18 protein-coding genes and 1 other annotated feature are annotated in these 25,570 nt (G+C 48.7%); of the genes, 8 read left to right on the top strand and 10 right to left on the bottom strand.

The features are described 5' to 3' along the window. Positions 1-5: 5 nt before the first annotated feature. The 5 genes from treC to LACPH_RS02765 all read right to left on the bottom strand — a co-directional run bounded on the left by treC (position 6) and on the right by LACPH_RS02765 (position 7,606). Positions 6-1,658 (bottom strand): alpha,alpha-phosphotrehalase, encoded by a 1,653-nt coding sequence (gene treC, locus LACPH_RS02785; RefSeq protein WP_274784427.1) that lies wholly within the window; start codon positions 1,656-1,658, stop codon positions 6-8. A 50-nt stretch (positions 1,659-1,708) separates the two neighbouring features. Then, the gene (gene treR / locus LACPH_RS02780) at positions 1,709-2,425 is read right to left on the bottom strand and encodes a trehalose operon repressor (RefSeq protein WP_003577780.1); all 717 of its coding nucleotides are present in this window, start codon (positions 2,423-2,425) and stop codon (positions 1,709-1,711) included. A gap of 287 nt (positions 2,426-2,712) precedes the next feature. Further along, positions 2,713-3,942 (bottom strand): L-lactate MFS transporter, encoded by a 1,230-nt coding sequence (locus tag LACPH_RS02775; RefSeq protein WP_274784426.1) that lies wholly within the window; start codon positions 3,940-3,942, stop codon positions 2,713-2,715. A 160-nt stretch (positions 3,943-4,102) separates the two neighbouring features. Beyond that, a complete protein-coding gene (locus LACPH_RS02770; protein ID WP_274784425.1) occupies positions 4,103-5,884 on the bottom strand; it encodes an ABC transporter ATP-binding protein in 1,782 nt (593 codons plus the stop codon). Positions 5,885-5,887: 3 nt separating this feature from the next. Continuing rightward, positions 5,888-7,606, bottom strand: a complete 1,719-nt coding sequence (locus LACPH_RS02765; protein ID WP_274784424.1) for an ABC transporter ATP-binding protein — start codon at positions 7,604-7,606, stop codon at positions 5,888-5,890. Positions 7,607-8,297: 691 nt separating this feature from the next. Here LACPH_RS02765 and metE point away from each other — a divergent pair. The 7 genes from metE (at position 8,298) to LACPH_RS02730 (ending at position 17,060) form a co-directional block, all read left to right on the top strand. Next, the gene (gene metE, locus LACPH_RS02760) at positions 8,298-10,583 is read left to right on the top strand and encodes a 5-methyltetrahydropteroyltriglutamate--homocysteine S-methyltransferase (protein ID WP_274784423.1); all 2,286 of its coding nucleotides are present in this window, start codon (positions 8,298-8,300) and stop codon (positions 10,581-10,583) included. Next, complete coding sequence (gene metF / locus LACPH_RS02755) at positions 10,561-11,433, top strand: methylenetetrahydrofolate reductase [NAD(P)H] (protein WP_274784422.1); 873 nt, start codon at positions 10,561-10,563, stop codon at positions 11,431-11,433. The genes metE and metF overlap by 23 nt, the downstream gene beginning before the upstream one ends. A gap of 166 nt (positions 11,434-11,599) precedes the next feature. Beyond that, positions 11,600-12,424: a PfkB family carbohydrate kinase gene (locus LACPH_RS02750; protein ID WP_274784421.1), complete on the top strand. Its 825-nt coding sequence runs from the start codon at positions 11,600-11,602 to the stop codon at positions 12,422-12,424. A gap of 195 nt (positions 12,425-12,619) precedes the next feature. Next, positions 12,620-13,168 carry an ECF transporter S component gene (locus LACPH_RS02745; RefSeq protein ID WP_274784420.1) on the top strand — a complete coding sequence of 183 codons (549 nt, stop codon included), beginning with the start codon at positions 12,620-12,622 and terminating at the stop codon, positions 13,166-13,168. A gap of 211 nt (positions 13,169-13,379) precedes the next feature. Next, positions 13,380-14,174, top strand: a complete 795-nt coding sequence (locus LACPH_RS02740; RefSeq protein ID WP_274784419.1) for an ABC transporter ATP-binding protein — start codon at positions 13,380-13,382, stop codon at positions 14,172-14,174. Next, complete coding sequence (locus LACPH_RS02735) at positions 14,161-15,879, top strand: ABC transporter permease (RefSeq protein ID WP_274784418.1); 1,719 nt, start codon at positions 14,161-14,163, stop codon at positions 15,877-15,879. The genes LACPH_RS02740 and LACPH_RS02735 overlap by 14 nt, the downstream gene beginning before the upstream one ends. A 206-nt stretch (positions 15,880-16,085) precedes the next feature. Continuing rightward, positions 16,086-17,060, top strand: a complete 975-nt coding sequence (locus LACPH_RS02730) for an EamA family transporter (protein WP_274784417.1) — start codon at positions 16,086-16,088, stop codon at positions 17,058-17,060. Positions 17,061-17,400: 340 nt separating this feature from the next. Here LACPH_RS02730 and LACPH_RS02725 read toward each other — a convergent pair whose 3' ends face one another. The 4 genes from LACPH_RS02725 to LACPH_RS02710 all read right to left on the bottom strand — a co-directional run bounded on the left by LACPH_RS02725 (position 17,401) and on the right by LACPH_RS02710 (position 21,747). Next, the gene (locus LACPH_RS02725; protein ID WP_274784416.1) at positions 17,401-19,380 is read right to left on the bottom strand and encodes a WxL domain-containing protein; all 1,980 of its coding nucleotides are present in this window, start codon (positions 19,378-19,380) and stop codon (positions 17,401-17,403) included. After that, the gene (locus LACPH_RS02720; protein ID WP_274784415.1) at positions 19,377-19,841 is read right to left on the bottom strand and encodes an LPXTG cell wall anchor domain-containing protein; all 465 of its coding nucleotides are present in this window, start codon (positions 19,839-19,841) and stop codon (positions 19,377-19,379) included. Before LACPH_RS02720 ends, LACPH_RS02725 begins: the two co-directional genes overlap by 4 nt. After that, entirely contained in the window at positions 19,822-20,847 is a 1,026-nt protein-coding gene (locus LACPH_RS02715; protein WP_274784414.1) for a WxLIP family cell surface protein, read from the bottom strand. The genes LACPH_RS02720 and LACPH_RS02715 overlap by 20 nt, the downstream gene beginning before the upstream one ends. A gap of 231 nt (positions 20,848-21,078) precedes the next feature. Then, positions 21,079-21,747, bottom strand: coding sequence for a WxL domain-containing protein (locus tag LACPH_RS02710; RefSeq protein WP_010491100.1), 669 nt, complete (start codon positions 21,745-21,747; stop codon positions 21,079-21,081). A 489-nt stretch (positions 21,748-22,236) separates the two neighbouring features. Further along, positions 22,237-22,474, top strand: a binding site (T-box leader). 169 nt (positions 22,475-22,643) lie between these two features. On the opposite strand from LACPH_RS02710, the gene brnQ reads away from it, so the two are divergent. Then, positions 22,644-24,032 carry a branched-chain amino acid transport system II carrier protein gene (gene brnQ, locus LACPH_RS02705; protein ID WP_274784413.1) on the top strand — a complete coding sequence of 463 codons (1,389 nt, stop codon included), beginning with the start codon at positions 22,644-22,646 and terminating at the stop codon, positions 24,030-24,032. A 154-nt stretch (positions 24,033-24,186) separates the two neighbouring features. Here the strand turns inward: brnQ and LACPH_RS02700 are convergent, their stop codons facing one another. Continuing rightward, entirely contained in the window at positions 24,187-25,101 is a 915-nt protein-coding gene (locus LACPH_RS02700) for a hypothetical protein (RefSeq protein ID WP_274784412.1), read from the bottom strand. Positions 25,102-25,570: the final 469 nt, after the last annotated feature.

Here is a 25,570-nt window from a genome sequence, read left to right as displayed (position 1 = left end):
CCTCCTTAATTCTCTTCCGATGTCAACAATGCAATCGTCGCGTACGGCGGCAATGTCATCGTTGCAGTTGGTATTAATCCTGATTCGTTGGTAATAAGCACTTTTGCGGATTGGAATCGATTTGGCAGCGGTACTGTGATCGCCTTGTCACTGAAGTTATTCAGAACCAGTAGGTGATCCGCACCAGCAACCCGTTCGTACGCATACAAGCGGTCGATGTCGGTTCCAAACGGTTCATAACTGCCGTCACTGATCACGTCATATTGTTTCCGCAGTGCAATAAGCTTTTGATAAAATCGGAAAATCTCACCATGGGCCAACTCATCTTTGACGTTGATGTCTTTTTGATTCGTCGGCCGCAACCAAGGCGTGCCGGTGGTAAAACCGGCATTCGCCGAATCATCCCACTGCATCGGCGTCCGACTGTTATCGCGAGCCTTCGCTAAAATGATGGCAAACGCCTCTTTTTTCGACTTACCTTCCTTGAGCAATGCCTTGTAAGCATTCTTGGCTTCGATATCCACGTAATCAGCCATTGAATGGTAGTGCGGATCGGTCATGCCGATTTCCTCACCCATATAGATATATGGAGTGCCGCGACTGAGATGAATCGCCGCAGCAAGCATTTCGGCACTTTTAACCCGATACTTGTCAACGTTGCCAAAACGATTGAGTGCCCGTGGCTGATCGTGGTTATTCCAGAACAGCGCCTGCCAGCCGCCACCTTGATCCAACTGTTGACCCCAGGTATGCAAAATGTCCCGCAATGCATTGAAGTCATACGTTTCTTTCGTCCACTTTTCACCGTTCTTGTAATCCGTCTTCAAGTGGTGGAACTGAAAGACCATGGATAACTCATGATTTTCCGGCTTCGTGTAGGCGATTGAGTTCTTAACAGTTGTCGAACTCATTTCGCCCACCGTGACGCTGTTAGGGTCTTGGCCGAAGCTGTTAGCAGCCAATTCCTTCAAATAGTCCTGAACGATCGGCGTATCCGTGTACAGCGTTTTGCTGGCAACCTTTGGCGGTGCATCGACCAGTTTTTCTGCCTTGCCAATCACGTTCAACACATCGAACCGGAATCCGTGGACACCCCTGGCACGCCAAAAGTTAATAATCGCTGCAGCTTCTTGCCGAACTGCTGGATTGTGCCAATCCAAATCAGCTTGGCGGCGTTCATATAAATGCAGATAATAATTGCCGGTGTCGCCAAACGGTGCCCACGCTGGTCCGCCGAATTTGCTTTCCCAGTTAGTCGGCAAGCTGCCATCCGGCTTTGGCGGGCGAATATAATAATAGGCTTGATAATGCTTGTCGCCAGCCAACGCCTTCTGGAACCATTCATGTTCCGTGCTGGTATGATTCAACACCATGTCCAACATGATATCGATACCAGCTTCTTTGAGTTTCTTAGCCAATTCGTCAAAATCCGCCATCGTACCGAACCGCGGATCAATGTTGCGATAATCGGCAACATCATAACCGTTATCGTATTGTGGTGACACGAAAAATGGATTGAACCAGATCATGTCGACGTGCAATGACTTAAGATAATCAATCTTGTCAATAATGCCACGCAAATCGCCGACCCCGTCGCCATTGCTGTCATAAAACGACTTGGGATACAGCTGATAAATGACTTTCTTATGAAATCCCATCATGCACCTCCTTAATCTTCACCTTTAACTGAAGCTCGACCTGCCACCATTCACGGCCGCATTCGCCGCGCAAAATCATGAAACTTAAACCGATCCGCCCGGTGCCGCGACTCCGTGTATTGAAACTTTGTCGTATCCACCAGACTGCTACAACTGCGAACCACGACGACCACTGCGGCTTGGGGTAACTTCAGGTACCGCCGATCTTCTTCGGTTGCTGTTTCCACCGTGATTTCCTTGGTCGCATAGGCAATGGTCAATCCCACCTGACCTTCAAGATAGGCATACAACGAATCCTTGGCTGCCGACTCCGGAATCGGCGGCACCACCTTAGGATCAAGGTAATCGATATCGATGATGTCCGGCTCGCCTTTCAAATACCGCACCCGCTTCAAAAACCGCATCTGTTTAGTCGTCACATGTGGATCCACGTCCTTAAACGACTTGGCTGGTAACGTTGCAAAATGATTGGCCAAAATGACGGTTCGCGTCTGTAAGTGAAATTGTTTGGCCAGTTCGGCATAACTCACAACTCCTGAAACGGGAAAAACGTATTCCTGCCGATTAATCACCGTTGAACCTTTACCTTTTTGCGACTGGATAAACCCGTCGTCTTTGAGCAGCTGCAATGCTTTTCGTACCGTGTCGCGCGACGCCCGGTACATTTCCTGCAACGTCCGTTCACTTGGTAGCAACGATCCCGTTACATAAATCTCTGCTTCGATCTTGTCCTTCAGATCCTGATAAATGACATCGTACTTACGCATTTCTTCCCCCTCCAGAAAGCGATTTCACTTACAGAGCTTATTTTACCTGTACGTACAGGTTTGTCAACAAAAGACGCTTGGATTTGGTCAATAATATGTGGCATAAACTAAAAATGTTGTCATATCAGCATTTTGGGACATAAAAAAATCCCGTACCTAAATACGGGATTTTGATATATTAATATCCACATTAGACGATGTTTATATCACCAGCAAAACATCAACGGCAAAATGTTTTTCATTCAGCCTAAAGTCTCTCTCTGTCGATCTTTTCGCAGACAAAACCGTTAGTCGGTCACATGCTTCGCATCTTGCGCAGTTGCTTTGAATTCCCGCCGAATGCGAATTGACAGCCCTAGAGCCAGTAATTCGAGAAGAACAAAGAGGATCAAGCTAACGGTATAATTGTGAAAATATTCTTCGCTAAAACTCAGCAGCGTCGGGCCAACGATTCCCGCAGCGGCCCAAGCCGTCAGCACATAACCATGAATCGCCCCAAGCTGTTTGGTGCCAAAGACATCCCCAAGATAAGCAGGAATGACCGAGAACCCGGCGCCATAGCAAGACATGATCAGGCATAACGCAATGCCAAAGAGTAACGGGGAGCCCACGGTCAAAATGCCGACTAGCATGATGACGTCGACCACAAAAATCAACGTATAGGTGAGCGGCCGGCCAATCAAATCAGACAACGTTGCCCAAGCCAAGCGGCCAAAACCATTAAACAAACCCACAACCCCAACCATCATAGCGGCGGTCGCGGCGGACATACCGGTTTGCTGCTGGGCCATCGGCGATGCAACCGCCACAAGCCCGATGCCACAGGTGATGTTAATAAAGAACATCAGCCATAAGTAGCGGAATGCTGGCGTTTTAACTGCTTCATTGGCGGTCATCGCCTTACCGGTCAAACTCACGCTTTTAGCAAGATCGGCTGCCGGCACTTCATCCGGACGCGGCTTGCGGATCACTTGAGCTGCTCCCAACATGATCACCATATAAACCGCACCCAGCACATACATGGTGGCTACCAAGCCAATAGTGGCGATCAATTGCTGGGCAACCGGGCCAGTCAACATGGCGGCAAATCCAAAGCCCATGATCGCCATTCCGGTCGCGAGTCCGCGATTATCCGGGAACCACGCAATAATCGTTGAAACCGGCGTCACATAGCCAGCACCCAAACCTAACCCGCCGATCACGCCGTAACCCAGATATAGCAACGGCAACGAATCGATTTGAACCGCCAAGCCGGTTAACAAAATACCTGAGCCGTATAAAATCGCGGCAACTGTCCCGGTCAACCGCGGGCCAAAGCGCTCAACCACCCGCCCCATGAAGGCAGCACTCATGCCTAAGAAGAAGATGGCAATACTAAACGCGACTGTGACCGAGGACAACGCCCACCCTGTCTGTTTGGCAATCGGACCGGTAAACACGCTCCATGCATAAACAGAACCAATCATCAAATGCAGCAAAATACCGCCTAAAGCGACCAAATACCTACGTCTGCTCATTGCTACCTCCACGAAGTCTTTATTGATCAAAACAGCGAACAGCATCGTTCTGATATAGAAAGACTATCATAAGTTTCAAGCTTTAGAAAGGCCTGTAAATCGCTTTATATACGAATTATATTAAAAAATATCCCGAAATAGTTCGGGATCTTTTGAATCACTATTCAAACACCATCTGATTATGGTACAGCTCGGCGTAAAAGCCATTTTGCGCCAGTAACTGTTCGTGATTGCCTTCTTCAATAATTCTGCCATCACGGAGGACGACAATTTTATCGGCATTCAAAATCGTCTTCAACCGGTGGGCAATGACAAAACTCGTTCGCCCTTGAATCACGTTATCCATCGCTGCTTGAATCTTGGCTTCAGTGACCGTATCCACGTTACTGGTCGCCTCATCAAGAATCAGTAAGCGCGGATCGGTCAAAATGGTCCGGGCAATCGACATGAGCTGCTTTTGGCCGGCTGAAAAAACGCTTTGTTCATCCGAAACCAACGTATCATACCCATCCGGCAGGCTCACAATAAAGTCATGAATGTTGGCCTGTTTGGCGGCGGCTTCAACCCGCGCTTGATCTGCTTCAGGATCACCGAAACGAATGTTGTCACGAATCGTTCCGGAAAATAGTTGCGGATCCTGCAGAACAATGCCGACATTTTGCCGCAGTGATGCGAGTTTAAATTCACGCACATCGACACCATCAAACGTAATCGAACCGGAATCGACATCATAGAAACGATTCATCAGGTTCATCACCGTGGTTTTCCCGCTGCCAGTCGGGCCAACCAGCGCCACCATCTCACCTTTTTCAACATGGATTGTGACGCCGTGCAAGATCTCTTTACCCGGAATGTAGCTGAAATGCACATTATCAATCACCAGTTCGTGTTTCAAGCCATCGAGGGTGCGACCATTTTTCGGATCGACTTCATCCGGCTGTTCCCGCACTTCGGTAATCCGGCGGGCACCGGTAATGGCTAATTGAATCATGTTAAACAAACTGGTCAGCTGCACAATTGGCTGATAGTACTGCTGCGCATAGTTAACGAACACAACCACCAAGGCCAAAGCCGCGCCTTGACTCAGTGAGCCGTTTAGCGCCAGCCAGGAACCGGCAAAGATCACAATCGCCGTATTCAGCAACGACAGCCCCATGAGTAACGGATTTAAAATGCCACTCCAAATCTGCCCACGCAGGTTAGATTTGCGTACCGCATTGTTATACGGTTGGAAGCCGGCAACACTTTCCTGCTGCAAGCCATTGGTAATCAACATCTTCTGACCGGTAATTTGCTCGTTGATGTAACCATTAAGTCGGCCGATGTCGTCCTGCTGGCGATCAACCGACACACTTGCCTGGTGCATCACAAACGCGGCCAAGCCAATCGCCACCGGGGTCGAGGCCATGGTGATCCACGCCAACGTGGCATTCTGGGTGAACATCATCCAGATAATCCCAATAAACTGGGCACCGCTTAAGAATATTTCGATCAGCGCCTGGTTCATGGCATTGAAAATGTTATCCAAATCACTGGTAAACCGCGACAGAATATCGCCATCACTATGACTGTCAAAATACTGCACTTTCATGCGCTGCATTTTCCGAAACAAACCCACCCGCATAGTCCCGGTCGAATAACCGCTGACTTTTGACAGCAGCAGGCTCGAGATCAAAATACTGGAGGCATCGATCAAATACAACAAGACAAAAATGGCTAGGGTGTGGTTAAACGCAGTAAAGGAGGCTTGCGCACGCGTTGCCGGGTTCGCCCATTGCTGAACGTAGACAGTCAGTTCCTCAATGGCGCGGCCCATATACGTCGGTGCAACAACAATCGCCCATGTAGAAATCGCGATCAAAATCGTCGTGATCAAAAACTCTAGCCAATAAGGCCGTAAATAATGGGCATAAAATTTACCCGCATTTTTCAAGTCTTTCATGAGCTACACCCCCTCTTCCAATGCCTTTTGGGTTGCATAAATTTCGCGATAAACATCATTATGCTGAGCCAATTCATGATGTGTGCCGCTACCGACCAACCGACCTTCATCAAGTACTAGAATGCGATCGGCCTTGATAATCGAACTGATTTTTTCGGCGATGATAATGGTCGTTGTGTTTTTCAGTTCATGCGCCAAAGCTTCTTGAACCAATTTTTCCGAACGGGCATCCAGCGCTGAGGTAGCATCATCGAGAATCAGGATCTTCGGCTGCCCGATGACCCCACGTGTAATCGAAAGCCGCTGCTTTTGGCCGCCTGAAAAGTTCGACGATCGTTCTTCTACTTCTGCGTGGTAGGTGTGCGGCAAACGTTCAATAAACTCAGCTGACTGAGCGATTCGGGCCGCCCATTTCATAGAAGCTAAATCAGCGTCCGGATTGCCTTGCTGCAAGTTTTCCGCAATAGTGCCGGAAAAAAGCGTGGATCGTTGCAGGACAAAACCAACCGTCTGCCGCAAATCAGCTTCAGTGACAGCGCGGACATCATGCCCACCAACCTTGACGATCCCGGTGTCTGGGTCAAACAGCCGCGGAATCAGTTGCGCCAATGTGGTCTTGCCACTGCCGGTCGCCCCGACAATGCCAATCATTTCACCTGGCTTAACCGCAAAACTGATATCGCGAATCGTCGGTTTTTCATCCCCCGGATAGGTGAATGTCACGTCGTTGAATTCAACGGCGCCATTCAGATCCCGATGCGGGCCACTCACAAAGGTCATGCTCGGCCTAGTATCCATGACTTCATGGATCCGCCGTAAAGAAACCAGCGCCCGCGACGCGAATGTCAGCATAAAGCTTCCGTTAATAATCGCGAACAGAATCTGCATCAAGTAGTTGATAAAACTGGTAATCGCCGCCAAGTTACTTGGATGGCTCGTAATGTTCTGGCCGATCAGCCAGATACTTAAGGCAATCGCTAAATTGGCAATCAGGAAAAACGCCGGCATCAACAAGGCAAACAAATTACCGATTTTGACACTGACATCCCGCATCTCATCGCTTGATTCCGCAAAATTTTTCGTCTGATTGGCGCCCTGAACAAACGACTTTACCACCCGCATGCCCATTAAATTTTCGCGCGCTAAGGTGTTCACTTTTTCAATCAGCTGTTGCATCCGGCCAAAATATTTGCCCATGCGACTAAATGAAAAAAGACTGACTCCCAGCAGCAGCACCATCATGACCGCAATCACCCACCACAACTCCGGCAAGGTCACGATCGCAAGAATCACGGCACCCACAAACAGAATCGGGATACGCGTGACTTGCTGAAAAAAGCCCATGACAATCTGCTGTACCTGATTAATGTCATTGGTCATGCGTACAACCAGATTTGACGGTGAGAATTTCTCGACATCCGCGTATGCCAGACTCTGGATTTTGGCATATTCATCTGCGCGCAAATCAGTAGCAACACCCAGTGCCACCCGCGCCGAATAGATGGTATTGATAATACCGCCAACAATCCCGATTATCGCCAAGCCAATCAAATACAGCCCATTGGTCCAGACGGTCTGTTTGTCATTTTTCATAATGGCATTCATGATCACCTGAAGCAGATGCGGCTGCCAAAGTGTCGCGAACGCTACCACAAAAATAGCCAGGATTGACCAGATCACGTCCCAGCGATATTTCTTAATGTATGGACCCAAAACTTTCATAGCATTCTTCCTCCGATGACTTGTGCTAATAGCTTACCCTAAAATTTGAAACAAGTCAGTGTTAACGCTCTTTGACTTTTCTTGTTCAATTCGTGGCTGCGCAATCTCGAGGGTAAGCATGACACTGGTATTGTCATCTTAACAAACCTGCGCCATTATTTACGAAATAATGAGAATAAAACAGGTGTTTTCGCAACAACCTAGTAGTTAACAGCCACGGAAGGCTTCATCTTAATTTAATAAATATCTTGACAGCTGCCATAATTGTCAGTATGCTAGTCGCAACATTGAAATGCGGAAAGATGAGTAGTTGGCGATTTCCTGCCTAGAGAGTGTCCATTTTGGTGCAAGGACATCTGGAAACGACGACGAATATGGTCTTGGTGATGCAGGTGTGTCGAGCGCGAGCAAAGCACACATGGGGACGCCCATTATTGCGTTAGGTCTCACAGCATGGCTGTCGGACTGATTGAGGAAAGTCGTGTGAGCGACTTTTAAACCAAGGTGGTACCACGGTAAGCCGTCCTTGACCTAGACTTTTTTTGTCTGGGTCAAGGACGGCTTTTTTGGTTTCCATCTCCGCGTGCAAATACAAGCCACGTCTTTCGACAGTTCATTTCGATCATTAGCAAGTGTTCTTCAATTCATCATTGGACTGATTGACATTATGCCTAAAACAGGAGGTTTTATTATGACAACAACCATCATCGGTTACCCACGAATTGGTGAACATCGCGAATTGAAGTTTGCCACTCAGGAGTATTTCAAGCACCAGATTACGGCACAGGAACTACAGGAAAAGGCCAAAGCATTGCGCCAGCAACACTGGGAAACCATTCAGACGGCGGGCATTGATCAAATTCCCACCGGCGATTTTTCATTCTTCGACAACACCTTGGACGTTGCCAACCTTTTGAATATTGTGCCAAAGCGGTATTTGGACTTGAACCTTTCGTCACTGGATACCTACTTTGCCCAGGCGCGGGGTTATCAAGGTGATGCCGGTGATGTTAAGGCGCTTGCCATGAAGAAATGGTTCAACACCAACTATCATTATCTGGTGCCCGAATTTGACCACGACACGCACATTCAAGTGACGGACTGGCAACTTTTCGAGCAATATCAAGAGGCCAAAGCATTAGGCATCGCGGCGCGCCCGACTTTAATCGGCCCTTACACGTTGTTGAAACTGTCACGCTTCATTGATGTTGCTCCGGATGATTTCGTAGCCGACTTAATCACCGCTTATAGCACGATCATTCAGCGACTACACGCAGCCGGCGCGGAATGGCTTCAACTTGATGAACCGGCGCTGGTTTATGACCAGACCGATGCTGACTTAGCCTTGTTTGAACGACTTTATACGCCGATTCTCGCGCAGAAGAATGCCGCCAAAATTCTGGTTCAGACTTATTTCGGCGATTTAACCGACTCGTTTGAACAGATTTCCGAACTGCCTTTTGATGGCTTCGGCCTGGATTTTGTGGAAGGCTATGCGAACCTCGATCTGCTGAAAAAACATGGCTTTCCGGCGCACGCCACCTTGTTTGCCGGTATTGTCAACGGCAAGAATATCTGGCGGACGCACTATGCCGATGCTTTGGCAACGATTAAGCAGCTGGCAGCCATCACCGACAAGCTTGTGTTGAGCACCTCCACATCGCTATTGCATGTTCCTTATACACTACGCAACGAAACGCATCTCAAGCCGGAAGAAAAGCAATATCTGGCTTTCGCTGAAGAAAAACTAAATGAGTTGCACGAATTGGACGCCATTTTCCACACCGGTGCCGATCACGAAGCTTATCAAGCCAACGTCGCCTTATTCAGCAAGCCGCGTTACGAGGAAAATAAAGCCTTAAACGCCAAAATTGCTGCCTTAACGCCGGAAGACTATAAGCGGACACCCGATCGCAAAACCCGGCTGGCGATTCAAGCTAAGGAATTCAACCTACCGCTACTGCCGACGACCACCATCGGCTCGTTCCCACAAACCGCAGAAGTCCGCCGCAATCGGGCTAAGTTCCGCCGCCATGAAATTACGGAAGCCGAATATACGGCGTTCAATCATCAAGAAGAAGTCGACTGGATTAGATTCCAGGAAAAAATCGGCTTGGACGTTCTGGTTCACGGTGAATTTGAACGCAACGACATGGTTGAATATTTTGGCGAAAACTTCGGTGGTTTCCGCTTCACCGACAACGGCTGGGTACAAAGTTACGGAACCCGCGGTGTGAAACCACCGATTATTTGGGGCGATGTGGTGCGCACCAAGCCGATTACGGTGGCGGAAACTGTTTTTGCCCAAAGTCAAACCGATCACCTCGTCAAAGGCATGCTCACCGGACCGGTCACCATCTACAACTGGTCGTTCCCGCGTGAAGATTTGAGCCAAAAAACCAGCGTTGAGCAGATTGCATTGGCCTTGGAAGATGAAGTGCTGGATCTTGAAAAGCATGGCATCAAAATCATTCAAATCGACGAGCCGGCGTTACGGGAAAATCTGCCGCTGCGCAAGAAGGACTGGTATCCCAAGTATCTGGACTGGGCAGTGCCGGCCTTCCGCCTCGTTGCCAGCAAAGTGAAACCGGAGACCCAGATCCACACCCATATGTGTTATTCGCAGTTCGGCGACATCATTAAGGCGATTGATAACCTCGATGCCGACGTGATTTCGTTTGAAGCTGCACGGTCTGATTTTAGCCTCTTGGACATTCTCAAAGCCACTCATTTCCAGACCCATGTCGGCCCCGGCGTTTACGATATTCACTCGCCGCGCATCCCTTCCAAAGACGAAATTGTCCACATCATCCACGAAATTCTGAAACGGTTGCCGGCTGATCATGTTTGGATCAACCCTGATTGCGGACTTAAAACCCGCGACGTCCCGGAAACCAAGGCCAGCTTGATCAACATGGTTGCAGCGGCTAAACAAGTACGTAAGGAACTCACTCATGAAAATCAACCAGTGCTTTAAAGATCATCAAGTCATTTCATTTGAAGTCTTTCCCCCGCGCAAAAATGCCAGCAACGTTGCGCTGACACCAATTCTCAACACCCTTGATGCAGTAAAAGAAGCCGATCCCGATTTTGTCTCCGTCACATTCGGCGCGAATGGCAATAAGCCACACATGGGCACGCTGGAGGTTGCCAAGTTGATCAAAGACCAGTTTGATCTGGAACCAGTTGCCCACTTACCGGCTGCCCAGCTCACCCGTGCGCAGGTCGATGCAGAATTGCGCGGTTTTCAAGAAGCCGGCATTGATAACATTCTCGCCTTGCGCGGTGATATTCCCAAAAGCGGCCGCGTCAGCAACGACTTCCCTTACGCCTGTGATTTAATCGAACACATTCACCAACGCGGCGATTTCAACGTTGTGGCAGCCTGTTACCCGGAAAAACATCCCGAATCACCAGATGTGGTCAGTGATATCCGGCATTTAAAGGAAAAAGTCGATGCCGGAGCCAGTCAGTTGATTAGCCAACTTTTCTTCGATAACCAGGTTTTCTATCGCTTTCGGGAGCGCACCGAACTTGCAGGGATTCATGTGCCCATCGAAGCCGGGATCATGCCGGTGATCAACGAGCATCAAATCGAACGCATGGCCACCATGGCTGGCGTCAATTTACCGCCAAAATTTGTCGCCATGATGCAGCATTTTTCCGGCAACAAAGAAGCCATGCGCGATGCGGGGATTGCTTATGCCATTGATCAAATTATTGATTTATTAGTGCATGGTGTCGATGGCATCCACATTTATACCATGGACAATCCCACGGTTGTTAAACGAATTGCTACAGCGACAAAGACAATTCGAAATGCTTAACTGATTTTGACGCCTTCAATATGAATGGTCCCGGCGCGGTGCCAGGACCATTTTAGTTTGCACAGAAGGCAGTTTGTGCCAATATATAAAAAAGCTCATTGACAGTTCGTTAAAAATTGCGCATGCTCTTTGTTAAGCACCTATACTTTTAGAAAGGATTCATACTTTGAACACGAAAAGTCTGATCATTAGTCAGGATTTGTGCGGTGTCGGCCAGGTTTCCATGGGCGTGGCTTTGCCGTTAGCGGCCGGTCTGGGGTTGACGCCGTATGTGTTGCCGACCGCCTTACTGTCAAGTCACACTGGCGGTCTGGGCGCTAATACTTATCTTGACCTGAGTTCCGAGATGTCAGGAATTCTGACCCATTGGCAACGACTGCAACTGCAACCCGACGGCATTTATCTCGGCTATCTTGGCCAAAATGCCGCGCTTCAATGGCAACGCTGGCTGCCAAAATTTTCCGCGCCGCTGGTTCTGATCGATCCGGTTATGGCAGATGACGGCAAGCTTTATAAAGGTTTTGATGCCGCCTACGTCGAAACGTTGCAGCAGTTAGCCTACCGCGCAACGGTCTTGACGCCGAACGTCACCGAAGCACAACTGCTTTTAGACGAACCATTGGTGGCACTGGCGGAACCGTCAGCCGTGATGGCGTTGGCCAAGCGGCTGCATGCCCAGTTCCACAATGCGGTTTTAATCACTGGGGTCCCGTTCCATAAGCAGATTGCCGTTGTCGGGATAGATGCGTCTGGAGAAACGCTGGCACTGGCCCAGCCAAAAGAACCCGGGCATTATTTTGGCACTGGCGATCTTTTCGCTGCGGCCTTGGCAACTGGCTTGCTGAAAGGCCAGCGCTTGCGGCAAGCAGCGGCAACTGCCATGGTGGCCGCGCGCTTAGCAATTAAAGCCACGTTGGCTGCTGATGCTGATCCAAAATATGGGTTAAATCTCGCTGGGGTTATCCCGGCATTGAGTAAGCAACTGCCTTAGATCATACAAATACGCTAGCGTGCTGCCGGCTTCTAACCGCGCGGGCTCACGCTCATCTTAACGCGTTCCCCCGCGCAGAAGCCTGCATGTAAGGATCTTGGTCGCAATGGCCTAAGCCCGGGCCATCCCGCCCAAGCCCACTTACACTCCGGCTTCTGACCGCGCGGGCTCACGCTCATTTTTGGAGGGTAAAACATGCAAACATCGCATAACACTTTGAAAAACATCATTTTCACCGGCTTATTCGCCGCAATTATTTACATTGGGATTTCACTATTACGCATTCCGATTCCTGCCATGGTTGGTCGGCCGTTTATTCACTTTGGCAATCCCTTGATGGTGCTGGCCATTCTCTTCTTAGGCGGACGGCTAGGCGGTTTAGCAGCTGCGATTGGCTTGGGTGGGTTCGACTTGCTGAATGGCTATGCCGCCACCTCTTGGCTGACAATCTTGGAAGCGATCGTAATGGCAATCGTTGTCAGTGCGCTTGTCAAAGCGTTCAAGCATGACGATCAGCCGCGTAACATCATTATCATTGGCATCGTTGCCGGATTAACAAAAATCGTCACATCCTATCTCACGGGTATCGTTGAAGCACTCATGGTTGGGACGATCTTTAAAACCGCGATTGTCGGCGCCTTTTTAAGTCTTCCGGCAACTGTCATCAACTCAATTGCAACTGCCTTTATCGTGCCGATATTGTATTTTATCCTTCGTCCGCTCTTCAAACGGTTCACGAACTGAACAATTTCTTTCGTTTTTTTATTACGATTTCTTTTGGACTAGTCCGGCGAACAGCAGACTAGTTTAACACTAAGCAGAACGCTTGGTGTTTTTTTATGGGCTTTTTTAGCGGCGTTATACAACAAGCATTTCCCTATACAACAATAATATTTTCTGTCATAATCGGCCCAACGCAGTATGTTGATAACTCGGTCAAGAGGAGGCCATTTTTATGACAGAACCCATCGTGACCCTCAGTCACATTCGGAAAAGTTTCGGACCCAAAGAAGTATTGAAAGATCTCAACTTCTCAATCACCCCTGGCAGCATCGTTGGTTACATCGGTCCCAACGGTGCTGGTAAAAGTACAACGGTTAAAATGATGCTCGGCTTGCTTGAACCAGATGACGGCACACTCGAATTATTCGGCCAACCGATTAGCCCTAAAGATCCCAGTTATAAACGGCGAATCGGCTATGTCCCGGAAAGCGCCGATGTTTTCGATGCGTTAACGGCGCGGGAATATTTGAGCCTCATTGGCCAGCTTTACGGTTTGAGCGCCGCCGATGCCGAGCAAAAGGCCTTCGCGCTGGCGGAATTGGTTAACCTACGCGATGCTTTTGATCGGCGAATTTCATCCTATTCAAAAGGGATGCGGCAACTGATTCTGATTATTGCCAGTTTGCTGCACAATCCGGACATTTTATTCTGGGATGAACCATTGAACGGGCTTGACGCCAACACCGTGCTGGTCATTGAAGAAGTGTTGCAGGACTTACGCGATCAAGGTAAAACGATCTTCTATTCCAGCCATATTCTTGATGTCGTCCAAAAACTATCGGACCGGATTATCGTTTTGAACGCCGGAACAGTGGTGGCAGATGGGCCATTCAAAGCCATTGCCAAGGAAGCCGACACCAATTTGCAGCAGCTCTTCAATGATCTGACCGGTTTTGCGGAACATGGTCAAAAAGCCCAAAGCTTCGTGGATATTGTGACAGGCGGTGACTCGCATGAAGATGCTTAAAAAAGCAGAGCCCGAACCAACTGACCCAGCAGCTTTGCCTCTGCCTAAAAACTTTGCATGGTTAACCCGACTTCGCCCGACGTTGGAAAAACGTGGGATTCAATTTGATCAGTTGCGGTTGATTCTTGCTAGCAAGAGTCTACTGGCCTCGCGTGAATCAAGCGGCTTAGGCAGCATGTTTAATAACAATAAGCGTCGTACGGGTTCACGTCTTAGAACAACCTTTTTGTGGAATACCTTATTCGGCGCAGTTTTAGGTTTGTTGCTGCTTATTCCCACATCCATCGTGACCACCTTTACCATGTTCATGACTGTCCAACTGTTGACGAGTTTTCTGGCAATTTTAACCAGTTACTCCAGTTTGATTCTTGATCCGCGTGATCGTACAGTTTTTGCCGCTCGTGGTGTCAATGATCGCACGTTGAGTTTTGCCCGACTTCTTAATATTTGTTTCTACTTAGGGATGACGCTGCTGGCAATGGGCGGTCCCGGAATCGTCATCAGCGGCTTTCATTATGGGCCGATTGTTGCGATTGGCGGCTTCATCGCACTGATATTCAGCGGCGTCTTAAGTCTGATGCTGGCACTTTTTGTCTACTTGCTGATTTTGCGGTTCTTTGATGGTGAACGCTTACGAAACATGTTGAATCTGGTGCAAATTTTACTGATGATCGGTATCTATGTTGGCGGCCAGTTGCCTAATTTATTGCCACAGTCCATGTCAATTTTCGGTGCGTCCATCAGTGACCAGTTTAGCTGGCTTTTCATACCAGCCTTTCCTGCTTGGTTCGCTGGTTTACCTATGCTATTTGCCGGGCAGGTAACGGCTTTAAGCCTCATGTTGGCTAGTTTAAGCGTCGTGATCCCGATTGCCATGACCCTTACTTTCCTTCACTTCTCTGGTGTATTTGAAGTCTATTTGGAAAAACTAAATCAAGGCAACGCCCGTCCACGCAAACTAGGCTGGTGGTTCCGCGGTCTCAGTGCTTTAATGACGCGCCCTGGTGAAGAACGCACCTATTTCACATTGGGTTGGCGGATATTAGGCAGTGAGCGTGACTACAAATTACGAGTTTATCCGCAACTGGCATATGGCCTGGTTTTACCGTTAGTCTTCATCGGCAATGAATTACGGGAAATGAGTTTCAAGTCCGCAAGCCACTTTATTGCTTACGCCGGCATCGGTGTCGTTGTGGCACTTGCACCGGCTTTAGTCAATCTGCGGTTTTCAAGTCAGCCTCAAGCCATGGCAATTTTCCAATATGTCCCATTTAAAACGCACGGATTATTATTGCGCGGCGTAGTTAAGGCCATGTTTGCCCGCTTATTCTTGCTGCCACTTGTTTTAATTACCGTAATCACAACAGCCATTGGTGGTTTTGATGCGTTAGTGGCCGGTATTGCGATCATCATTTTAACTTATGGCATCACATTAATCATGGGTTGGCCACTGGTAGGGGGTCAATTTCCGTTTGCAAGTATCTATTCAACCAACGCTAACTTTCGCGGAGGATCTACCGGCGTTATCAGCATCATTGTCGGCGCCATCGCGGCAGTTATCATTATCTTGGTTGGTGGCTTTCTTGGTGGCTGGATTTTCCCACTGGCTTTGACACTCTTAGGTTTGACGTTCGGCTTGCTACTAGGGCACTTTTATCGCACCAATCTGCGTTATGAATTACGAATCAACACTGAGCCAGAATAACCACTTAACATTCCAAAAATGAACATCACTCTGGAATCGCTCCTTGAGACGCAATTTGTCTTTAGGGGCGATTTTGATTGATCGAGCAAAATGCCGGCAAGCTTCCATGCACGTGCGTCAAGTTTGATCAAAATAACACGAACTAGCCAATCAGGTTCTTTTTGCGTATAGTAGTCTGGATGTCTTAATTTGAAAGGATTACTGCTATGCCGCGCACTGAAGCTCATCTTATGAACGATTCGAATCGAAAAATAAAAGGGGTTACATTTGCCGTTGTTGGCGCCATTTTTTGGGGTGCCAGCGGTATTTTTACGCAAACGCTTTTTACCAATGCCGGCGTTAAGCCGCTTTGGCTTGTGGGTATTCGCCTCTTTTTTGCCGGGATGTTACTAGTATTGTGGAGTGCTCTGCGCGATCCGCAATCGTTTTTGGCCCTTTGGAAAAATCGGCGGGATGCTGGTCTTATGATTTTGTTTGCCTTCTTCGGCATGGTGCCATCTCAGTTGACTTATTTTCTTGCCATTAATGCCGGCAATGCTGCAACTGCAACCATTTTGCAGTTTTTAGGTCCGGTGTTTATTTTACTTTACATGGCACTGGCAACTAGGCAAATGCCGCGGCGGATTGATTTTATCAGTATCACATTAGCTTTGATTGGTACTTATTTGCTCGTCACGCGCGGCCATCTCACCAGTTTACAGCTCGCCCCTGCCGCTATCTTCTGGGGGATTATGGCCGGCGTGAGTCAGGCGCTTTATACGTTGCTGCCGCGAACCTTGCTGGCCAAATATGATGCGCGCGCCGTCACGGGCTGGTCCATGTTGCTCGGCAGCCTGCCATTCTTACCTCAGTACGTGCTCCATCCTAACCCGATGCTCACGCTGCCAGATCTAGGCGCAATTGGGTTTGTCGTCATCTTCGGCACCATGCTCGCTTACTTGCTGGTGCTCGGCAGCCTCAACTACATTTCACCTGTGGCAACTGGCATGTTAAGCGCGTTCGAACCGTTAACCGCCACCACGCTCGCCGTCACCCGCCTACACATCGCCTTTGGTCCGGCAGAATGGCTCGGCGGCCTCCTCATTGTCTTGAACACCTTGTTGCAGGCGCTGCCGTTCAAAAAAATTCAGGGTATTCAAAAACGGCTGATTCACCAGCTTTGGCAAAAGTCTAAGTCCTGAACATCAAAAAGAGATGCTAAAAGTCTAGGGAAAATCCCGAAACTTTCAGCATCTCTTTTTTGTTCGTTGATTGACCAGAACCAGTATCGACTAAAGGAAGCCGGTGAAACTGGCAATCAAAACGTGAATGGGCAGCTCTAGCAAGAAGGCCAGTGTGCCCAAAACTACGACCGGCAGTAAATGAGAACGTGTGAAATGCTTTTTCATTAGCAGACCCCTCTATAACCGCAATCCTGACAACTCAATATTTAAAAATAAGAATTGTCCATATCATATTCTCATTTTAAGAATAGTTCAACTCATTTTTGCGGTTTTAGGAAATTGTTTGTCCGTTAACGCCTCATTCTGGTGCATCTGCAAGGGTCCATGTGGCGGTTGCATGATATTTTCCAGCGCGGACGGATGGTGTCCCTTTAACGGTCATTAGAGCTTGTGCATGTTGCGCACCATCGCCAATTTGCCACGTACCGCCCCCACTTGGCATGTTTTTGACGGTCACTGTATCGTTGTTATCCTTCACACGTGCAACTTCACTGGTGCCGTTTGAATCTATCAGCACGATTTCGGCCTTACCACCGGTTTGACTGCCGTTGTCGCCTAGAACATAATCGCCACCGTCAAGTTTAAACGGTGAAAGCTTCATTTGAAGGTGCCACCCCGGTTGATCGGGACGGGTATCAAGCACTTCGAGATAGTCCTCGGTGCCGCCACCTTCAAGCGTATTCAGCCACTTTTTGAAATCTTCGGGAGTTGATGGCAGCGAATTGTCGCCGGGGATACCGCGAATAATATCCGCGACAGTCGGATCGCTAAACCCGCCCGTATACTTCTTGAAAACGAATCCCGGTACATGTGTTAAAAACAGATCGCCTGTGTGGGCCCCGAGCACATACTTAATCGTATTTGAGCTATCAGCCGTATTGATCAACTTGTAATCCTTAGCTGGCGACCCACCATTGATGGTTCCGGCATCATCACTAAAAGCTTGATTAGCGGAAAGATTATACAGCTTTACCTGGGCGGGTAAGCTAAACGTTACCGTCGTGTTTTTATTTTTTGGTAACTCCGGCATGTTCGTGATGACGGCTGACTTTTGATCAGCCTGAACAATCGCTTTAACTTTCGGACCCGCGACGCCGTCAACGGTTAATGTCACTTCCAACTCGTCGCCAGGTTGGGCCGGCTTTCCGTCAGCTTTCAGATAATCAAAGTACTCGCCTTTTGGTAAGGTGATTGTCGGCATTGGCCAAGGGCTACCATCAAGATTATCGACATTAAGATTGTAATCATAGGTTAACTGATCGCCAGGTTGCAGGATCGTGGTTTCTCCGACGACCTGACCTTCACGCTTTAACGTGACCTCAGGCTTGACGGTGATAAAATCGGCCAAACTCTTAATTGCGACCACGTGCGGTTCAAAGGCGTCACCTGTGGCGCTTGTGAAGCCCAGGTACAACTGGCGCTTATAGCCAAAAATGTCATTGATTTGTTGATTGGTCCATGTGAGTGAGCGCGTGACAGTATTAAAACCTGTCCCGCTTAATCTATAAATCAAATTCCCACCCGTAGCAGTCTTGTGCCACTCCACACTCAAATCTTGCCACGAGCCGTTAGTAATTTTACCGCTTAAAACTTTGGCTTCATTTGGAAATTCCGGGTTATTGAATTCAAGCTCAGTTTTATAATTGGGAAAACCGATTGCATACATACTTGCTTGGCCAGGATACCCAGAGCCAATATACTGATTTGATGAGCCAAGTAAGGGGTAGCCAACCCTTTGATCCATACCAGTTGTGGCAATTATGCCATCACGACTTCTCTTGGTATCAACCACGATTGCAAAACTGTTTGGCAAACCGGTTGTGGCAATGTCGATCGGCTTTCCACCGTTCTTACCAGTAATCCCCCAGATGCCGAGTGACGCACCACCTGAAAACACTTTGGTTGGCCTATCCCCTGCCAGCGCAAAAGCAAGGCCATCCGCGCCACTCGTGGTGTTGCCCAAATAGATTCGCATGTCCAACTTGAAACTGCTTTTATCTAAATCGACAAAGGGTTGGTTACTCCAAATGCTCCCTGTCTGACCTGCCACATTTGCATTCAACTCAAGGCCGACTTCATCTGGACCATTTGCAATCATATGAGATTGTGTGCTGACTGGTGAAAAAACATCGTTCAAACTCGTAAAATTTCCTTCACCCGGTGACGGATAAGTGCTCGGAACCGGCCAAGTAGCTGCCGCCGCCGCGGATTGTATCGGGCCCAGCATCACGCTGAACACTGCGGCGAGGCAAATCATGATTAAAGTCTTTTTCTTCATTTTTTACCTCCTTGCCGCGAACGTCCGTGCACGAGCACAGCACTTAAGATAACAATCAACAGAACTTCGACGCCGATCACGATTAGCCATGGTTGAACCGCATCCCCTGTTTGTGGGAGGCGGCTGTAGTCCAGAATTGACTGTCCTTTTCCATATTGATCACCATGCGGATCGCCTGCATTGGATGGATCGGTTGCGCCAGCCGGATCGGTTGGGTCGGTCGGATCACTCGGATCGCCACCGCTCGGCTTTCCACTCGGATCGGTTCCTGGGTCGGGTTTTGGATCGGGTTTCGGGGTCGGTGGTGGCGTCGGATCCGGTCCCGTTGACGGCAATTCGCTGACGAGTTCGACTTGCGCCACTGATGTTTCGGCGTGCACCTTATGAGCTGCGGCTCCGCCTGCCGTGAGACCGACCATCATGAGCATTATGAACCAAAAGTTACGCTTTCTTTTCGCCATCAGTCTCCCTTCCTCTCTTTTGTCGTTGCCGCCAAATAAGCCAAAGCAGGATCAGAATCACCACGGCAAGGATGATCGCAATGATGATCCATACCCAAGGCGTTTTTTGCGGTGTCCGGCCTAGTTTTTCTTCGATGGCGTTCGACTGTTGTCGGGTAATCGTGAAGTTACGGCGCCAATGCCAGGTTTTCCCGACAGCCTTGGCAGTCAAATCCAAGGTGTAGGTTCCGGGAGCGAGCGCCTCTTTGGTAAAAATGGCATAGTCAAAATGTGAGTTAGGGGCAAACGACCAGCCTTTTTCATGTCGGGTTAAATAAGGTTCATTCGATCCCTGCCGGTACACCTTACCGTCTAACGTCATGTCACCAAACAGTCGCGGCTTAAAGTTTTGAATGGTCGCTAATACGCCTGCTTGGTTGTCCTGCAAGCCCGGCTTAACCTGCATGAGCTTAAGATCAGGCGCCACTTCGGTTTCCGAAGTTTGCAAAACCACCCCGATCAGCATGGCAAATTTGTTATTAATCGCCATGCCGCCACCGCCGCTTTTATGCACATTCGGGTCTTCAACGTACAAACTGCCGAGAATTTGGCCCGTAAAGCCTTGTTCCGGAATTTTGACATCAAAAGTCACCGGCACTTGGCCATTGGCTGGAACGTCGATGGTCTGCGGCTCACTTGCCAGCTGGGCAAATGTGTATTCGGCCGAGTTGTCCTTTTTATTATTAGGATAGTAGCCTAACGTTCCGTTATTTTGCGTGAACGCACTGACTGGACTGACCTTTAGCTTCTTAGCCTGATCGCTCGTATTCTTCACGTAAATGAGCAATCGCTGCGTTTCGCCTGGCTTGACTAGCAGATTGAAGTACGTGGATTTGTCAATCTGGTTTTGCGGCAGAGCGGGGCTAATCGTGAAACCTGCGCCTTCAGCCGCCTGAACCTGATGCAGATTGCTAAGCCAAAACATGCCCAGCAGTGCAATAAGGCCAAATAGAATTTTTCGTTTCATGCTTACCCCTCTCTGAGCGTGAACCAGTCCGGTTAGAAACCGGAGTGTAAGTGGCCTTGGGCGTGATGGCCCGGGTTTAGGCCATTGCGACCAAGGTCCTTACACGCAGGTTTCTGGACTGGTGAACGCGTTAATGTGAGCGCGAACCGTCACAGGTAGAAACCGGAAAACGCGTTAATTTGCCAAAAAAGGACAGCGGATGCCCCGCCGCCCTTTAGCTTGAACACTAAATTACAAAGGTGCATCAGCCAGCGTCCAAGTAATTGCTGCTTGGTATCGGCCGGCGCTTGCTGTTGGATCTTTGAGAAGGTGAAGAACCGTTTCACTGCCCTTCTTTAATAAGGCTGTGTTCTTACCTTGCCCTTGCCCATTTGTGCCTGTTGCCAAAGCATCAGCCTTCCAGATCGGAAGTGAACCGCCACCGAAATCAAGGGTCGTTCCAGCTGTTGGGTTAACGGCATTGAGGGTCGGGTTATCTGTCGTGACGTCAGCAGTTTTGAGTGTCAGTGACCCATTCAACGTTCTACCGGCAGAGTCTTTCATATCGCCTAATTGGGCGGTCAGAGCCCAACCTGCACTGGTACCACGATTATCAGACACAGTTAGTTCGCCGTCAGCATTACCGTCCATGGCATTGGTACCGTCTTTAACCGGACCTGTTGCGTCAATCGTATTGTTATCAAGCTTTAGATCAACGTTGCCTGCCGTGATCTGACCGATGTTGATTGTGCCAAAGTGAAGATCAGGCACCTTGTCCAAGTTAATATCACCAGGAAGGATATTAACTTCTGCCACAGAAGTCTTTGTGTCATTTGCAGCAAACACACTTCCTGTTGGTACCAGACAACCTGCCAACGTCAAAGCCGAAATACCAGTTACAATATAATTAATTTTCCTCATCGATTTTACCTCCATGGGTGTTGTGAAAAGTTTCTTTACCTGTGTTACTAATATCAATATAGCACCTTGCCGAATCGGTAATCAAACAATACGATCAGCCAATCAGCCCCGTCAGACGGGCAATATTACGGAATTTTTGAAATTTTGTTTTTTATAAAATTAGGCCATTTACATTAATATGAGTTTATAAGCAACATTAGCAATTTATTTTTAACCAGTTCATCAAATCAGCGTTATTGAACCCATTAAAAAATATTTTTTGTGGTTGTCATTTCGAACGCCGGTTAACCGATATAAGTTGTGCACTAGTGAACTTTAGCCAAAGTTATCTATTGATTGCATTATATAAAAATTATAATTTTTGTTTCGCACGAGATTTACCGAGCACTATTTTGAATGCCACCGAGTTTTTCTTTGATCCAGTTAGCATCATTAAATTTAGATTAGTTGTTGACAAGGAAGCAAAGCGTGTTAAACTCATAATCAAATACAAATGCAACGCGAAAGACAAGTAGTGATGTTCATGGATTCAGCGAGCTTCGGTTGGTGTGAGGGAGCATTCAGGACATGATGAAGATCCCTTTCAAGCAGGACACCGAACCTTCAGTAACGTGTCATGGGAGCACCCATTACAGTGCTAGCATATCGTCCACGGACCGTATGCGATGAAGGCCAAGGCTCTATGCTTTGGTGAATTAAGGTGGTACCGCGCAAAGTCGCCCTTAGATTAAATCTAGGGGCGACTTTTTGTATCTACGTAACCTGTCCGTATTTTCGCGTAGCAACTGGATCAACAAACCAATTAAGGATGTGATGCAATTGGAATCTGACATTACCCACATTAGTCGCCTCATGAATGAATTAACGTCTGACTTAAACTTATTGGAGGAACTCAAATGGAATTACCTGAAAAGAAACTTTCAACCCGTGATTATGTCGTCATTGCATCACTTTTGTTCGGCCTCTTCTTTGGCGCCGGCAATCTAATTTTCCCATTACACCTTGGTCAACTCGCTGGGGCTAACTGGTTCCCGGCCATGCTGGGCTTTTTAGTCACCGCGGTTGCATTGCCGCTACTAGGCGTTTTAGCCATCGCCGCCACGCATGCGGAAGGCGTTTATGATATCGGACGACCGCTTGGTAGCGTCTTTGCCCTCGTCTTCATGGTGCTGATCCACGCAACGATCGGTCCTATGTTCGGCACCCCGCGGACAGCAACCGTCTCATTCACCACCGGCGTTTTACCAATGTTGCCAAAAGATTGGCAGCAAGGTGGCCTCCTTGTTTTCTCCGCCTTGTTCTTCGGCGCAGCGTTCTTCCTGTCCTATAAGGAACGGAAGATCACCACGGCTGTCGGTAAAGTTTTGAACCCGATTTTTCTAGTGCTCTTATTCTTCGTCTTCTTCGTCGGCTACCTCCATCCAATGGGCAATCCGGCTGCGCAAACCGTCACCGCCGCATACAAAAACGGCAGCTTCATGAATGGCTTCCTGCAAGGCTACAACACGATGGATGCACTTGCTGCGTTAGCATTCGGGGTCACCGTTGTCACGGCGGTTCGCGGCTTGGGGCTGAAAAATGATGACCATGTCGCCAAAGCAACCGCCAAGGCCGGCGTCATGGCAACCAGTTTTATCGGATTGATCTACGTTGCATTGATCGTGCTTGGCAGTATGTCACTGGCACATTTCAAACTGAGTCCTGAAGGTGGCACTGCCTTCAATCAAGTGGTCACTTATTACTTTGGTACCGCTGGCCACGCTGTCTTAGCCACCTTGCTAACGCTGACCTGCCTGACAACCGCTGTGGGCTTAGTTGCCGCATTCGCGCAAGACTTCCACCGGCATTTTCCTAAGGTGAGCTATCGGGCATGGCTGGCACTGACCAGTTTTCTGTCCTTCCTGACCGCTAACTTCGGACTTGAACAAATCATCGCTTGGTCCGTGCCAATGTTGATGTTCCTATATCCATTCTCAATGGTCCTCATCCTCATGTCTGTTTTCGGCAAAGCCTTCCATCACGATCCGGTCGTTTACCGCGTCGTCGTTGCCTTCACCGCAGTACCGGCTGTTTTGGACATGTTCGCCGCATTCCCGGCAGTTGTGAGTCAAAGCGCAGTTGGCCTGGCTTTACACAGTTTCCAATTACATTACCTGCCATTCGCCGCAATGGGTCTGGGCTGGTTGGTTCCGGCTGCTGTCGGTCTGGTTATCGGCCTGGTCGCCCACACCGTTAAAACACGGCGGGCAACGGCTTTAGCCAAGGTTCAAGCGGAACAAAATTAAGCGCCAACGTTCTTACTGATCATCCCAAAAGCCAGCTACCCAAAAGCTGCTTGATCAGACGTTTCGTCGCAATCGAAAAGGTACCGATCACGTTTTGTGTGCGATCGGTACCTTTATTTTTATACGTTTTCTTCTATTATAGCTAAGCAAAGATTCACCGATAATCGGCATTGATCAGGTGCTTCAGTAGAACCTGATTAAGTAAACCGATGACATCTTTGATCGTTCGATTCGCTGGCGTCAGAATATCCTTTTGAAAGTTCTGCGCTAGTTCCTTGACAGAAAACGTCTTGTGGAGCTCTTTGGTTATGAGCGCCAATGATGTTTTGACAATACCCTGATCGTCGGTCGGTTCATGGACAACCAGCCGGTCACTGACATCGCTTGGACATTGCTGCCGCTGGGAAAATGTGTCGATTAACGCCTGCCAAATGAGTTCGACAGCGGTACGTGGATGTTTCCGATTTGATGTAGATGACTTAAAGTAGTTGCCATCACTGGAAACAACCGGCACCGCGTGGTCAACTTTAACGTCATCGTGCGTTGCCGCTTGCGCTGCTGCAACCACAGCCTGTTCTTTTTGTTCTTCTGCTGTCGGCTTTGTCACTGACTGACTGGCCAGCGAATTGACTTCCTGCTCGGTTTTAATCGTCGGTGTTGAACTGACTGTTTTTTCGGAAACCTTGCTTGGCTTGTCTGCCGATGTTTCCGATACTTTGCTGCTTGGTACTGAGACCCCGCTGATTGCTTCGGTGCTTGCAGATGATTTCTTGTCGTCCTGGGTATCGGAAGTCACCACGGAACTTTTCGAAGCTTCCTTGCTGTCAGTTGGTTCATCCGTGTCAGCCACTGTGATGACCGGTTGCTGATCATCGGTCGTCTTTTCGGTGGCGTCTTGCGTTGTCTTCACGCTGTCTTCTTTTGGTTGTGTGCTACTGCAACTTGGTGCTGATGCCTGTACCGCAACTGGTGGCGCTGAAGCTGCAAACGTCAACGCCTGATTACCAATCACCGTTGATACACCCAAGCCAAGCATGGCAGCTAAGCCGTAAACCCATGCCTTTTTCATCTTATCCTCCACTAAAACATTAACATCTTACATAACTTCTCCGCATTTAATATACCTCATTTATGAAATAAAGTCACTGGACTTTAGGACTAGAGAGCGTGAACAGGCCCGGTTAGAAACCGGAGCATAAGTGGCCTCAGACCCAAATGGCTGGGCTTTGGCCATTTGGGTCTGAGGCCCTTATGTACAGGTTTCTGGGTCTGTGAACGCGTTTTCTACAAGAGCGTGAGCTGGCGCGCTTAGAAGTCGGAGTGTAAGTGGCCTTGGGCGTGATGGCCCGGGTTTGGCCATTGCGACCATGGTCCTTACACACAGACTTCTGCGCCAGTGAACGTGTTTCGCGCCAGTATCGGGCGAGTCAACGAACAGACCTGCAAACTACCATCATGCAAGCAAAGCCTTTTCCCGCCGCTTACCCACACATCAATCAAAAAACAGGTCTGTTCCGTCGATGTTTGATGCTACAACA

Source organism: Lacticaseibacillus parahuelsenbergensis (assembly GCF_030770265.1).
Taxonomy (GTDB): Bacteria; Bacillota; Bacilli; order Lactobacillales; family Lactobacillaceae; genus Lacticaseibacillus; species Lacticaseibacillus casei.
This window is presented reverse-complemented; position numbering and strand designations above follow the sequence as displayed.